General features: G+C 56.6%; 14 protein-coding genes and 1 pseudogene. 4 read left to right on the plus strand and 11 right to left on the minus strand.

Annotation, left to right across the window (positions count from 1 at the left end):
• Positions 1-24: 24 nt before the first annotated feature.
• The 11 genes from aroC to leuC all read right to left on the minus strand — a co-directional run bounded on the left by aroC (position 25) and on the right by leuC (position 8,919).
• Positions 25-1,128 (minus strand): chorismate synthase, encoded by a 1,104-nt coding sequence (aroC, locus tag ELB75_RS04905; RefSeq protein WP_126982966.1) that lies wholly within the window; start codon positions 1,126-1,128, stop codon positions 25-27.
• Positions 1,129-1,687: 559 nt separating this feature from the next.
• A complete protein-coding gene (locus tag ELB75_RS04910) occupies positions 1,688-2,029 on the minus strand; it encodes a zinc ribbon domain-containing protein YjdM (RefSeq protein ID WP_126982967.1) in 342 nt (113 codons plus the stop codon).
• A 184-nt stretch (positions 2,030-2,213) separates the two neighbouring features.
• Positions 2,214-3,287, minus strand: coding sequence for a 3-isopropylmalate dehydrogenase (leuB, locus tag ELB75_RS04915; protein WP_126982968.1), 1,074 nt, complete (start codon positions 3,285-3,287; stop codon positions 2,214-2,216).
• Between the two features lie 180 nt (positions 3,288-3,467).
• On the minus strand, positions 3,468-4,310 hold the full coding sequence (locus ELB75_RS04920) for a DUF1444 family protein (protein ID WP_126982969.1): 843 nt from the start codon (positions 4,308-4,310) through the stop codon (positions 3,468-3,470).
• A gap of 127 nt (positions 4,311-4,437) precedes the next feature.
• On the minus strand, positions 4,438-4,878 hold the full coding sequence (locus tag ELB75_RS12855; protein ID WP_126982970.1) for a YhcH/YjgK/YiaL family protein: 441 nt from the start codon (positions 4,876-4,878) through the stop codon (positions 4,438-4,440).
• Between the two features lie 56 nt (positions 4,879-4,934).
• The gene (locus ELB75_RS04930; RefSeq protein WP_126982971.1) at positions 4,935-5,309 is read right to left on the minus strand and encodes a TIGR02328 family protein; all 375 of its coding nucleotides are present in this window, start codon (positions 5,307-5,309) and stop codon (positions 4,935-4,937) included.
• Positions 5,310-5,374: 65 nt separating this feature from the next.
• The gene (locus tag ELB75_RS04935; protein WP_126982972.1) at positions 5,375-5,728 is read right to left on the minus strand and encodes a hypothetical protein; all 354 of its coding nucleotides are present in this window, start codon (positions 5,726-5,728) and stop codon (positions 5,375-5,377) included.
• Between the two features lie 71 nt (positions 5,729-5,799).
• Positions 5,800-6,441, minus strand: a complete 642-nt coding sequence (leuD, locus tag ELB75_RS04940) for a 3-isopropylmalate dehydratase small subunit (protein WP_126982973.1) — start codon at positions 6,439-6,441, stop codon at positions 5,800-5,802.
• Positions 6,442-6,542: 101 nt separating this feature from the next.
• Positions 6,543-6,731, minus strand: a complete 189-nt coding sequence (locus tag ELB75_RS04945; RefSeq protein ID WP_070633170.1) for a hypothetical protein — start codon at positions 6,729-6,731, stop codon at positions 6,543-6,545.
• 235 nt (positions 6,732-6,966) lie between these two features.
• A complete protein-coding gene (locus ELB75_RS04950; protein ID WP_126982974.1) occupies positions 6,967-7,353 on the minus strand; it encodes a hypothetical protein in 387 nt (128 codons plus the stop codon).
• A gap of 156 nt (positions 7,354-7,509) precedes the next feature.
• Entirely contained in the window at positions 7,510-8,919 is a 1,410-nt protein-coding gene (gene leuC, locus ELB75_RS04955) for a 3-isopropylmalate dehydratase large subunit (RefSeq protein ID WP_126982975.1), read from the minus strand.
• A gap of 333 nt (positions 8,920-9,252) precedes the next feature.
• Between leuC and recD the strand changes: the two genes are divergently transcribed.
• From recD to ELB75_RS13210, 4 genes and pseudogenes are all read left to right on the plus strand, one after another.
• Positions 9,253-10,956 carry an exodeoxyribonuclease V subunit alpha gene (gene recD, locus ELB75_RS04960; protein WP_126982976.1) on the plus strand — a complete coding sequence of 568 codons (1,704 nt, stop codon included), beginning with the start codon at positions 9,253-9,255 and terminating at the stop codon, positions 10,954-10,956.
• A gap of 386 nt (positions 10,957-11,342) precedes the next feature.
• Positions 11,343-12,503 (plus strand): beta-ketoacyl-ACP synthase III, encoded by a 1,161-nt coding sequence (locus ELB75_RS04965; protein ID WP_126982977.1) that lies wholly within the window; start codon positions 11,343-11,345, stop codon positions 12,501-12,503.
• A 77-nt stretch (positions 12,504-12,580) separates the two neighbouring features.
• Entirely contained in the window at positions 12,581-12,973 is a 393-nt protein-coding gene (locus ELB75_RS04970; RefSeq protein WP_126982978.1) for a DarG family dialkylresorcinol biosynthesis protein, read from the plus strand.
• Positions 12,974-13,772: 799 nt separating this feature from the next.
• Positions 13,773-13,826: pseudogene (locus ELB75_RS13210) on the plus strand (ESPR-type extended signal peptide-containing protein); the annotation flags it as partial.
• Positions 13,827-13,847: the final 21 nt, after the last annotated feature.

Raw genomic sequence — 13,847 nt, forward strand, 5'->3', positions numbered from 1 at the left:
CTGGGTTTATTTTTCAGGTAGCCTTCAACCGTTTTGCAGTTTGGCGATATCGGGCGTGATCACGCGCACATCGGCGTTTTGGGCGCGGTGGCGCAAGGCGTGGTCGGCGAGCACGAGGGCGAGCATGGCTTCGGCGATGGGGGCGGCACGCAGGCCGACGCAGGGGTCGTGGCGGCCGTGGGTTTCGAGCATCACGGGCTGGCCGTGGATGTCGATGCTGCGGCGCGGCGTGGCGATGGAGCTGGTGGGCTTCACGGCGAAGTCGGCGCGGATGGTTTGGCCGGTGGAAATGCCGCCGAGGATGCCGCCGGCATGGTTGCTGGCGAAACCTTGCGGCGTGAGCTCGTCGCCGTGTTGGCTGCCGCGTTGGCGCACCACGTCGAAGCCGTCGCCGACGGACACGGCTTTCACGGCGTTGATGCCCATCAGGGCGTGGGCGATGTCGGCATCCAGTCGGTCAAACACGGGCTCGCCGAGGCCGACGGGGACGTTGCGCGCTTCAATATGCAGTTTTGCGCCCACGGAATCGAGCGATTTGCGCACAGAGTCCATGTAGTTTTCCAAGTCGGCAATTTGGCTTTGATTGGCGGCAAAGAAGGGGTTTTGGCCGATCAATTCTTCGCCTTCAAATGCGATTTCGAGCTCACCCACCTGGCTTACCCAGCAGACGATTTTGGTGCCGAATTGCTCGCGCAGCCATTTTTTGGCCACGGCACCGGCAGCCACGCGGGCGGCGGTTTCACGGGCGGAGCTTCTGCCGCCGCCGCGATAGTCGCGGATGCCGTATTTGTGCCAATAGGTGTAGTCGGCATGGCCGGGGCGGAATTGTTGGGCGATGTTGCCGTAGTCGCGGCTGCGTTGGTCGGTGTTGCGGATGAAAAGGGCGATGGGTGTGCCGGTGGTGCGCCCTTCAAACACGCCGGAGAGGATTTCCACCTGGTCTGCTTCGCGCCGCTGGGTAACGTGGCGGCTGGTGCCGGGGCGGCGGCGGTCGAGGTCGGGCTGGATGTCGGCTTCGGCCAGAGGCAGGCCGGGCGGGCAGCCGTCGATGACGCAGCCGATGCCTGCACCGTGGCTTTCGCCGAAGGTGGTGATGCGGAAGAGTTGTCCGAAGGAGTTGCCGGGCATGATGGTGGAGATCAGAAGGGTGGAAAGATGCGGGCGAGTTTAGCACAAAGGCGGCGTGCGGATTGAAGGCTACCTGAAAAATCATTTTCAGGTAGCCTTCCTCATATACAAATCCTAAAAAGGAAATTATCCATCAACCTATTGAACTTGCTACCCCTCTGCTGGCGCAGCCGAACGGAGCGCGGTTTTTTGGGGAATAAGGGCTTGCGTGTTCGAAGCGGCATAGCCGCAAGTTGCGAGCCTGCCAGAAAAACCGTGTGCAGTGAGGGAAGTTTGGCGGAGCCAAACCTGCAACCGCAGTCGCTTTTCTTTGCTTCCTTTCTTTGGCGAAGCAAAGAAAACGAGGTCTCCGAAGGAGGACGAGTTTCAGCGAAGCTAAATGAGTGCCCCGCGCCGGCATGAGGCGCAAAGGTGAACAGAACAGGAAGAAGGAAGGCTACCTGAAATTTTGCCAATCGCTGGAAACCCATTTCACGATTGATGAATAACCTATCGTTTCTGCCAAGTTTCGGAAGAGCTGAGAAATTTATTTTCAGGTAGCCTTCGGTTATTCGGCAGCCTAAGCCTTTTTCACAAATTCGGATTTGAGGTTGAGCGCGGTGCCGTTTACTTTGCAGGCGATGTCGTGGTCGCCTTCCTGCAGGCGGATGTTTTTCACTTTGGTGCCTTGCTTGAGCACCAGCGAGCTGCCTTTCACTTTCAGGTCTTTGAGCAGCACTACGCTATCGCCGTTGGCCAGCGGTGTGCCGTGGGCATCAACTGCGCTGAGGGTGTCGTCTGCCTCGGCAGCGGCATCGGCCTGGGCCGGCCATTCGTGGGCGCATTCCGGGCAAACGAGGTTGGCGCCGTCTTCATAGGTGTATTCGGATTGGCATTGCGGGCAGGGTGGGAGGGTAGTCATTCGTTTTCCTTGTGGTTTGAAATATAGTGGATTAACAAAAACCAGTACAGCGTTGTCTCGCCTTGCCGTAACGTGTGTGCTGTCTGCGGCTCGCCGCCTTGTCCTGATTTTTGTTAATCCACTATAGTTGGGAGGCTACCTGAAAGCTGGCAACGGCTTTCAGGTAGCCTGATGGGGCGGCGGATTATAACGCGGCCAGCACGGCATCGCCCATTTCGGAGCAGGAAACGAGCATGGTGGTGCCTTGTTCGTAAATATCGGCAGTGCGCAGCCCCTGTTCCAGCACTCTCTGCACGGCGTTTTCCACCTGTGCGGCGCGCGCTTCGTCGTTCAGGCTGTAGCGCAGCAGCATGGCCAGCGAGAGGATGGTAGCGAGCGGGTTGGCTTTGTTTTGCCCCGCGATGTCGGGGGCGGAGCCGTGCGAGGGTTCGTATAGGCCTTTGCCGTTTTCGTCCAGCGAGGCGGAGGGCAACATGCCGATAGAGCCGGTGAGCATGGAGGCTTCATCGGAGAGGATGTCGCCGAAAATGTTGCCGGTAGCAATCACGTCGAATTGCTTGGGCGCGCGCACGAGCTGCATGGCAGCGTTGTCCACATACATGTGGGAAAGCTCAACGTCGGGGTATTGTTGGCCGATTTCTTCGAAGATTTCGCGCCAGAGTTCGGTGGTTTCCAACACGTTGGCTTTGCCCACGGAGCAGACTTTTTTGCTGCGTTTCTGCGCGGCACGGAAGGCAACGTGGGCGATGCGGCGGATTTCGCTTTCGCTGTAGCGCATGGTGTTGAAGCCTTCGCGCTCGCCGTTTTCCAGCGTACGGATGCCGCGCGGTTCGCCGAAATAGATGTCACCGGTGAGCTCGCGCACGATGAGGATGTCGAGGCCTGCGACGATTTCGGGTTTGAGCGTGGAGGCGTTGGCCAGTTCTTTATACAAAATGGCGGGGCGCAGGTTGGCAAACAAATTCAAATCTTTGCGGATGGACAAGAGGCCGCGTTCGGGGCGCAGCGGGCGGTCAAGCTGGTCGTATTGGGGCGAACCGACTGCGCCAAGCAGCACGGCATCGGCGGCGCGGCACAGGGTTTGCGTGAACTCGGGATAGGGGCTGCCGAATTGGTCGTAGGCTTCGCCGCCTAGAGGAGCGTATTCGTAGGATACGTCCAGGCCTTGTTCAATCAATTTATCGAGCACGCGTACGGCTTCGCGCACGATTTCGGGGCCGATGCCGTCGCCTTTGAGGATGGCTAGTTTTTTGGTCATGAGGGTAAGTCCTTTATAGAAGGTGGATAACTATAGTGAATTAAATTTAAACCAGTACAGCGTTGGCTCGCCTTGCCGTAACGTGTGTACTGTCTGCGGCTCGCCGCCTTGTCCTGATTTTTGTTAATCCACTATATTTTTAGGCAGCTTCATTCAGATGAAAGAGGCTACCTGAAAACCTTAATGGGGCTGAAACAGGCTGATTTCGCCGTTGTGGTATTGGTAGAGCAGGGTGGAAATGGTGTAGGGGCCTTCTTCGGCAATCTGTGCGGCGGCAACCTTCAGGGTGGCGATGGCGCCCTCGTCGGAGGGGTTGCACAAAATCAGCACGTTGCGCGCGGGAATGGCCAGCACGGGGTTGGCGGGCAGCACGGAGTCGCTCGGCAGGATTTCGTTTAAGAGCAGGATGAGGGAGGCGTCGTAGTCGCTGTCGAGCAGGATTTGGGTGAGGCTGCTTTCCTCTACGTGCTCAATCTGTATTTTGCCCTGCATATATTGGCGCAGGTTGGCGAGGGCGGTGTGGTGCAGGGCGGCATCGTCGGCTAAGCCGGCGGCAACGGCGTCTTCGCGGCTGAAAGAGCGCATGGCTTCGCCGGTGTCGAGCATATAGAGCAGCACCAAATCGCCGGCAATCGGGCGGTAGATAACGGATTCTTCGGGCTCGGTGCCGGATACTTGGGCAGCCTGCCGCAGCTGTTCGAGCCAGAGGCCGTTTTTAATCACGGGGAATACCTGCTCGGCACGGGCCGGCGGCCGCTCGGCCATCATTTGCCGCACCACGGCGGCGTTGGCGGCGAGGAGGGTGTCTAAATCAGCCGGGGATTGCAGATAGCGGGCGTAGTGGTTGCCCAGATAGAGCTTGCCTTCGCCCACCTGCAACACGGTGTCTTCAAGGCTTTCGCCCCATTCGATTTGCGCATCCACGGCACAATCGCGGCGGATGTGCTCGGCAAAGTGTTGGATAAACTGCCGCCAATCCATTGTTTTCGGCTTGCGGCCGAAGAGTTTGCTGAAGAAAGACATTTTCCGATTCCTTTGTTGTTATGAAATGTTTATCCGGCGGCCTGAAGGCTACCTGAAAATGGGCGGTGCGTGATTTGATTTTATTATTGTGCGTGATAGCGGGAGACATAAAGGCTACCTGAAAAACTTACTTAATGCGGCAATCTGTGCTGCGGATTTTAAACACCGCTTTGCGGATGGTTTGCCCGGGCTGGCCCACAAGCGGGGCGTGGCCGTCGTTGGGGAAGAAGAGGGCAAATTCGCCTGTTTCCAAATCAAACCATGTTTCCGGCGTGCAGCGGAAAAATTCGATATCGCGCTCTTCGTTATAGCCTTGGCCGCGCGGCAGGCGGGGGCTGCCCGAGCCTAGGATGCGCAGCCAGCCGTGGTCGATGAGGATGCCACCGCTTTCATACACCACCGCGCCCATCACGGAACGGGTGCTTACTTGGGTTTTCACCAGTTCGGCTTCTGCGGCGGCCGGGTCGCGCGGCAGGACTTCCACCGGATTGGCGGCTTCGGCAAGCCATTCTTGAATCAGCGGCCATGCAGGGTCGGCGGTGTTGATGAGGTCGGCTAGCGTTTTCATATAAGGCTACCTGAAAATGAGCGAAGCGAATTTCTGCGAAGCTAAAAATGGTTGGGTCAAACAGCCGGTTGGATGGCTATGCCTTTATTGCGCAGGTTCGCCAAGCATTCGGCAAGGTAGTCATCGTCGTGTTCGGCATAAATCGGGCTGCCGACAGATTCTTCCGCCAAATCGGGATAGGGTGGGCAGGTGTTGCCGCGATGGTTTTTGTCGCGCCACGCGGGATCTGGCCGGTAGCCGCGCTGCTGCATTTCGTCCATGATGAGGACGTGGTAGGCGTAGAGCAGATAAGGGCTGTGGGCGAAGACGTAGTTTACGGTGGCATGAGGCCTGCCCCAGCTGTTGCCGCGCAGGGCGGCGCATTCGCGGTGTTGGCCGAGCAGTTGGGCGCGGGGGAGTTGGGGGATAAGGGCTTGGTGCCACAGGCGCATCAATCAGGCCTCCGTAAAAGTGCAGGCTGCTTTTTGGCAATCGAAAAGCAGCCTGCACATTATTTTCACTCGATGGCGCGGTATTCGCCCGTCCATTCGCCATTGGGCGCGGCGGCATCGGTTTTCATTTTTCCGTTGCGTCGGTCGATTTCATAACTGAGCAGACGCGGAGCAGTTGCTGGGTCGCCGCCGCATTGGGCATCGTGTTTTTCGCGCACGTCCACCCTATAGCCGTTTCTGGTTTTCTCGGCCATAAACATCAGGCATTCGGGCTTCTGGCTGACCAGATGATTGCGGGGCACGGATTCGGACACGAGCCGAATCGCCTGCGCTTCGCTGCGTACGCTTTGGGCATGTGCGGGCAGCACGGTAGCAGCCGACAGGACGGCCAAACAATAGATAGATTTCAATTTCATCATGTTTCCTTTTATGCGCAATAAAAAACACCGGCAACCGACGTCTGCGCATGGGATATAGGCTGCCTGCCATTTCAGCCGTTAAACAGCCAAGGTTGGCTTTGGCGGCGCTGTGCTTCAAATGCTTTAATGTCGTCCGCATGCTGCAAGGTCAGGCCGATTTCGTCCAAGCCGTTTAAGAGGCAGTGTTTGCGGTGTTCGGTGATATCGAAAGGGAATGTTTCGCCGCTTGGCGTGGTTACGGTCTGTTTTTCCAAATCAATGTTTAATCGGTAGCCTTCGGTGGCGTAGGTTTCTTGGAACAGCTTTTCTACTTGCTCTTCGGTCAGCACGATGGGCAGCAGGCCGTTTTTGTAGCAGTTGTTGAAGAAGATATCGGCAAAGCTAGGGGCGATGACGGCACGGAAGCCGTAGTCGTCCAATGCCCAAGGGGCGTGTTCGCGGCTTGAGCCGCAGCCGAAGTTTTTGCGCGTGAGCAGGATTTGCGCGCCTTGGTAGCGCGGCTGGTTCAGTGAAAAATCGGGATTGAGCGGGCGCTTGCTGTTGTCCATACCCGGCTCGCCGTGGTCGAGATAACGCCATTCGTCGAAGCAGTTCACGCCGAAGCCGCTGCGTTTAATGGATTTGAGGAATTGTTTGGGGATAATGGCGTCGGTGTCCACATTATTGCGGTCGAGCGGGGCGACGATGGCAGTGAGCTGGGTAAAGGCTTTCATGGCGGGTCTTTGTGGTTTGCTTAAAGGCTACCTGAAAATGTAACCTTATATTTATATGCTATTTTCATTCCGGCAGGCGCTCGGCCTGCCGGATGCTTGGTTTACTCGGTGGCGTTTTCGATTTTCTCGCCCACATGGGAAATACCGCGGCCAACGGCATTGCTGCCCTTGCGCACGGCTTCGCGGGTGTGGTCGATGTTGTTGGCGGTGTCTTCTTTTACGCCGTGCCAAGTGCTGGAACAGGCGGAGAGGCCGATGGCGGTAATGGCGAGGATGAGAAGGTGTTTCATGTTTTCAGCTCCTTATGTGAAGAATTGAAAGATGCACGATTGGCTCGTGTGGCTTTATAGTGAATTAAATTTAAACCAGTACAGCGTTGACTCGCCTTGCCGTAACGTGTGTACTGTCTGCGGCTCGCCGCCTTGTCCTGATTTAAATTTAATCCACTATATTATCGGCCAAAACAGCAATCCATACGGCTGATTTAGCCTGAATTTATCAGATTTTACTTTTCAGGCAGGCCGGTTAGCGGCGGCCTTCGGGGTTGTATTGGCGTACGATTCGGGCAAGCTCCGGGCGCTGGTTGCGGCAGTAGGCGGCGATTTCAACGCGGGAGGCGCGGCGTTTGCCGTCTGCACCGAATACCTGGGCGGCCGGGTGTTTGCGGCGCAGTTCGGCCAAGGCGGCAGGGTCTGCTTGGCAGGCGCTTTGACGGGCGAGGCCTTCGTAGATGTGGCGGATACGGGTTTTGGTGCGGATTTCGCTTTCGGCTATATACGGGCAGGCGGCCACGAAGCTTTGCACGGTGATGAAATCGTTAATCGCCGTGCGGCAGTCTGCCGGTATCGGCCCGGCGGCGGCCAGGGCGGGGCTTAGGGCGGCGAGGAGGAGGGCGGTTTTGAGGAGTTTCATGGGTTTCAATTTATTAGTTGGTTTTCCTGAGGCGGGACATTTTAACTTTTTCAGGTAGCTTGGGGTAGGTAGATAAAGGCTACCTGAAAACGAAGTTTCCGAAGGAAGCTGAGTTTCTGCGAAGCTAAAGCACAGCTTCCAACAAAGCCAAAAACATCAGGCCAGTTGGCGCACATCCACGAAATGCCCGGCCACCGCCGCCGCCGCTGCCATCGCAGGGCTGACGAGGTGGGTACGGCCGCCGTTGCCCTGCCGTCCTTCAAAGTTGCGGTTGGAGGTGGAGGCGCAGCGTTCTTTCGGCGCGAGGCGGTCGGCGTTCATCGCGAGGCACATGGAGCAGCCAGGTTCGCGCCATTCGAAGCCTGCGTCGGTGAAGATTTTGTCCAAGCCTTCTTTTTCCGCCTGCTCTTTCACCAAGCCGGAGCCGGGCACGACCAGCACGCGGTTCACGTTGTCCGCCTTTTTGCGGCCTTTGGCCACGGCGGCGGCTTCGCGCAAATCTTCGATGCGGCTGTTGGTGCACGAGCCGATAAACACCACGTCCACGGGGATTTCATTCAGCGGCGTGCCGGCGGCCAAGCCCATGTATTCCAAGGCACGTTCCATGCCCGCACGTTTTACCGCGTCGGATTCGTCGGCGGGATTCGGCACTTTGCCGTCCACGCCCAGCACCATTTCGGGCGATGTGCCCCACGTTACCTGCGGTTCGATGTCTTCGGCGTTGAATTTATACACTTTGTCAAATTGCGCGCCGTCATCGGACACCAGCGTGCGCCAGTAGGCCACGGCTTTGTCCCAATCCGCGCCTTTGGGGGCGAATTTGCGGCCTTCAATATAGTTGATTGTGGTGTCGTCCACGGCCACCAAGCCGCTGCGCGCGCCGGCTTCAATCGCCATGTTGCACAGGGTCATGCGGCCTTCCATGGAGAGGCTGCGGATAGCTTCGCCGCCGAATTCAATCGCATAGCCCGTGCCGCCTGCCGTGCCGATTTGGCCGATGATATACAGCGCGATGTCTTTGGCGGTTACGCCCGGTTTCAGGCTGCCTGAAACTTCAATCAGCATGGATTTGGACTTTTTGGCGGTGATGCACTGGGTGGCCATGGTGTGTTCCACTTCGCTGGTGCCGATGCCGTGCGCCAGCGCGCCGAACGCGCCGTGGGTGCTGGTGTGCGAGTCGCCGCAGACGACGGTCATGCCGGGCAGCGTCGCGCCCTGTTCGGGGCCCATCACGTGCACGATGCCTTGGCCTTTGTCTTTAAACGGGAAATATGCCAGCGCGCCGAATTCTTTGATGTTTTTGTCCAAAGTGTCCACTTGCAGCTTGGAAATCGGGTCTTTGATGCCTTCGTCCCAATGGTCGGTGGGCGTGTTGTGGTCGGCGGTGGAGACCACGCTGTCGATGCGCCACAGCTTGCGGCCGGCCATTTTCAGGCCTTCAAACGCCTGCGGGCTGGTGACTTCGTGCACCAGATGGCGGTCGATATACAGCAGCACCGTGCCGTCTTCTTCTTCGCGGACGATGTGGCTGTTCCAGAGTTTGTCGTAGAGGGTTTGTGCGCTCATGGGGTTTATTCCTTGGTGTGGTTTTGGGACGGATTATGCACAAAATGTCTAAATTCTGCAAGGAGCGGGGATGTAAATTCGGTAAATTGCAAAAAAATCTAATTCTGTGTACATTTTGTCCTATGTATAAATGGCGGGCTATCTGAAACAGCTTGCCCTGAATCATTTTAGGCAAATCAGCCGGGCATCTGACACGGGCTTCGATCCGCTTTTCACCCGCCAAAAACCGTTTCAGGTAGCCCGAAGGATGATAAGGCGTGGGCAACGCTTATTATAGTGGATTAAAATCACTGCTTCTGCGTTTACCGCCCGGGCTACCTGAAAGAATCCGCCATGACCGAATACCGTTACCCCGCCGCCCAAGCCGCTGCCGGAGTGTTGCAGCGTTTGGCACCGCAGGCCGCCGAGCCGGTGCTGCCGCTGCTGGACGAACTGTTTGCCGCGCAAGAGGGCGGCCACAGCTACATCACGCTTACGCCGCAAGAGGCGGATGCGTTGCGCCAGGCCGCGCCGGTGGTGGGCGACGGCAGCGCGTTCACGCCTTTGGTGTTGCGCGGGCGGCGGCTGTTTGGCGGCAGACTGTTTGCACTGGAGCGCAGCGTGGCTGCCGAATTGCGGCGGGTTGCCCGCGGTCGGGTGAGGCTACCTGAAAATGCCGGGCTGCGGCAGCGTTTGTGCGATTGGTTTCCCGATGCCGGGCATAACGGGCAGCGGCTGGCTGCCGCGCTGGCGGTGTTGCAGCCGCTGATGCTGGTCACCGGCGGGCCGGGCACGGGCAAAACCACCACGGTGGCCAAGCTGTTGGCGCTGTTGTGTGCCGATGCGGCCGAGATGCCGCGCATCGCGCTCACCGCCCCCACCGGCAAGGCTGCCGCCCACATGACCCGTTCGCTGCACCGCGCGTTGAGTGGCTTTAAATTGGGCAGCGAGCAGGTGTTGCAGCATTTAACGGCATTGGAAGGACAAACTGTCCACCGTTTGCTGAAGCTGAACCCAGTAGTCGGCTATTCGAAATTTGACCGCGAGCAGCCGCTGCCATTTGATATTGTGGTGGCCGATGAGGCTTCCATGCTGGATTTGCCGCTGCTGCACCAATTATTGTGCGCCATTCCCGAGCGTGGCCGCCTGATTTTGCTGGGTGACGAAAACCAGCTGCCGCCTGTGGGCATCGGCGCCGTGCTGCCAGTGCTGGCGCAGCCCACCGTGCTCACCGCCGAAGAAGTCGCTAAGTTGGCAGAATGGCTGCCCGAAGGTGTGCCGTTTGAGGTGCGGGATAACCCGCCGCCACTGGCCGGCAACGTGGCGCGGCTGGAATATAGCCACCGTTTCGACCCGCAGCGTGGTGTGGGCGCATTGGCGCAGGCCGTGGTGAACGGGGAGGCCGCCGCTGCCGAAGCTGCGTTTGCCCGCTTCACCGACGACTTGTTCAGGCTACCTGAAACCCCCGCCGCCTTGGCGCGGCACTTTGCCAAACAGCACGAAGCCTATTGGCAGGCGGTAAGCAGCGGCGATCCGGCAGCCTGCTTCGCCGCCCAGCAGCAGTTGGTGGTGCTGGGCGCGCGGCGCAGCCAGGCGGCAGAGTTCAACCGCGAATACCGCAAGCTTTTGGCTGCGCAGGGCAGGGCGTCGGAGCAGGGCTGGTTTGCCGGGCAGGTGCTGATGGTGGCGGAAAACGATTATGCGGTGAAAGTGTTCAATGGCGACATCGGCATCGTGCTGCCGCACGGCGACGGGCTGGCTGCATTTTTTCCCGATGCCGGCGGCTTCCGCGCCGTATCGCTCAGCCGATTGCCCGCGCACGATACCGCCTTCGCCATGACCGTACACAAAAGCCAAGGCTCGGAATACCAAGAAGTGTGGCTCTTGGGCGATGAAGCCGATTCTGCCCTATTCGACCGCACCCTGCTCTACACCGCCATCACCCGCGCCCGCCGCCGCTTCGGCTACGCTGGCCGGATGAGCGCCCTCTCTGCCGCCGTGCAGCGCAAAAACTACCGCCGTACCGGTTTGGGCGAGGCTTTGCGATTGGTGAAGTAAGCAGGCGGGTGTTGTGCAGAAAAAGGCTACCTGAAAATTTCAGGTAGCCTTTTTGTTGCTTTGCGGTGTTGGCTGTGTGCTTTATCCGAAAACGGACTTTGGTCATGATTCTGCTTGGGCGGTATGGGCTTGGCAGGGTTGTTGCGGAGAGGCTATATGTTTGGATGCATTGATACTTGAGGCTTAAGGCGGTTCACATTTATAATAACGCGCGTAGAATGCGGCTTAGAAAAATTTGCACAATAAATTACAATTACGACAGCCTGAAATGTTCACGTTTCAGGCTGTTCGGCATTAACTGCCCGGTTTCGGACAGCTTTTATCCGTCCGCCATAGGCTACCTGAAAATGCCTGCGCTCGTTTAGATAAATCAAAGGAATCAGGAATTGCACAAACCATCAGATGTTTATATCAAACGCGCCGCTGCGTTTCTGCCCAACTTGCCGGTGGGCAATGATGAAATGGAAGCGGTGCTCGGCATGTCGGGGGATACGCCTTCTCGCGTGCGCAAGATGATTTTGCGCTCCAATGCCATCACCTCCCGTTATTACGCCATCGACCCGCACACCCGCCGCGCCACGTACAGCAACACGGAGCTGGCCGCACTGGCGGTGCGCGGTTTACTGGCGCAGGGCTTGCGGGCGGACGAAATCGGCAGCCTCTGCTGCGGCACGTCTTATCCCGACCAGATTATGCCCGGCCATGCGGTGATGGTGCACGGCCTGCTGCCGGAAATTCCGCCCTGCGAAGTGGTGAGCACGGCCGGGGTGTGCGTGGCGGGGATGGCGGCGATGAAGCAGGCCGAACGCGCGGTGCGCACGGGCGAATGCCGCGAAGCGGTGGCGGCAGCTTCGGAAGCGGCTTCGGCAGTATTGCGCGGCGAGCGTTTCCGCAGCGAAACCGACAGCCTGCGTCTGCAGGATGCCAAGCCGGAAATTGCGTTTGAAAAGGATTTTTTGCGCTGGATGCTTTCAGACGGCGCGGGTGCGTTACAACTGGGCAGCGAGCCGCTGGCCGGGCAGCTGAATTTGAAAATCCATTGGATGGATTTGCTATCGTATGCCAACGAGATGCCGGTGTGCATGTATGCCGGCGGCGAAGTGGGGCAGGGCGGGGAATGGCTGAGCTGGAAAGATGTGGATGCCGACGAATGCGCCGAACGCAGCCTGATGGCGGTGAAGCAGGATGTGAAGCTGTTGAACGAAAATGTTATCGCCTATACGGCGGAAAAACCGCTGCGCCGCCTGATTGCCAAGCACGGCCTGCGGTCGGACGAGATTGATTGGTTTTTGCCGCACTATTCCTCCGGCTTCTTCCGCAACCGACTGGCCGACGGCCTGGCCGCTGCCGGGCTGCCGATTGCCGAAGAGAAATGGTTTACCAACCTGCCTTATAAAGGCAACACCGGCTCGGCGGCGATTTATATTATTTTGGAAGAGTTTATGCGCCGTGAGGATGTTAGGCGCGGACAGAAAATCCTGTGCTACATTCCCGAAAGCGGCCGCTTTTCCACTTGCTTTATGCTGCTGGAAGCGGTGTATGCCTGAGGCTACCTGAAAACTATTTATCTGTTCTTGGTAAGGCTACCTGAAAACCAAATTCTGCTTGTTTGAAACCATTTGGTATGGATATCAACGACATTCCGCAAGACGACAGTCCCAGTTACCGTGGGCATCAGAAAATCATCTACGGCACGCACAACGGCCGCTACCAAGCCGCCACCAGTACCGGTTGGCAAGACGAATCCTACGCCACCGAGCAGGCCGTGGCCGAGCTGGAGGAACAGACTGAAGCCGCCAAACAGGCCGTGGAACGCGGCGAGCGTTCCGCCTTGTATTACCACATGTTCCGCAGCCGTCATGATGAAGTCAGCTTGGCTATGGCCGCAGGCGTGTGGCGCTGGCAGCTGCGCCGCCATTTGCAGCCTGCCGTGTTTGAGAGGCTACCTGAAAAAACCTTGGCTAAATACGCCCAAGCTTTGGGCATCAGTCTGAGTGAACTGCAGCAGCCGTTTTGAAGAGAGAGATTTGTAAAAGCGGGTACTGAAAATTGGTTTCTTGCATTGATGGCATAAAAAAAGCTTGCTTATCATTTGGATAAGCAAGCTTTTTTTATGGCTTATTAGTTGTATTGGGCTGTGTTCGCCAGATTTTCCAGTATCCTGTGGGTGTAGACTTGTGTGGTGCCGTGATGGAACTTTTACAGCATAGGGCGATAAAGGCTACCTGAAAGCTAGTGAAGTAGGGTAATACGATATTTTGATTGATTTTTTATTTCGCGTAGATGAAGGTTTGAGAACGGATATTGCTGTTAGTCCACACTGGGTAAATTAAACTGAGAATAACTTGTAATTCACCTAGTGAGGCTACTCGATAGAAGCTGAAATTTTACTTAGATGACAGAATGCGGGAGCATTCTATAATTTGATTTCAGGTAACTAGAAGTGTTAAGTGATTGTATATAAGAAAATCTAAAAGTATTTTTATTGTTTGAGATGGAGTAAGAAATGCAGCTTGCATGGTTTATTCAGAAGAATGTGTTGCAAAATAATCGTAAAATTTTGTAATGAAATATAATCAAACGATAAGCGGCTATGATGACAAATCAATTAGTCGTATCATCCTGCCTTAATTTGCCCACGGGTTTTATAATATATAGCTAATTGAATTTATTCAACTAAAATAAATTCTCTCTGCAAGGATAATTTGAGTTTTGTGTGATTTGGCAAGCGTAGGAATAAATGAGTAGTAAGCTTGATGTAAGTCAACCGATGGGTTCTTTATCACTATATTTTTGAAAGTTAGGGATCTGAATATATGAACAAAATTTATCGTGTAGTATGGAATGAACACACTAACACTTGGACTGTGGTTCAGGAGAATGCCAAGGCT

Source organism: Eikenella corrodens (assembly GCF_003990355.1).
Lineage (GTDB): Bacteria > Pseudomonadota > Gammaproteobacteria > Burkholderiales > Neisseriaceae > Eikenella > Eikenella corrodens_B.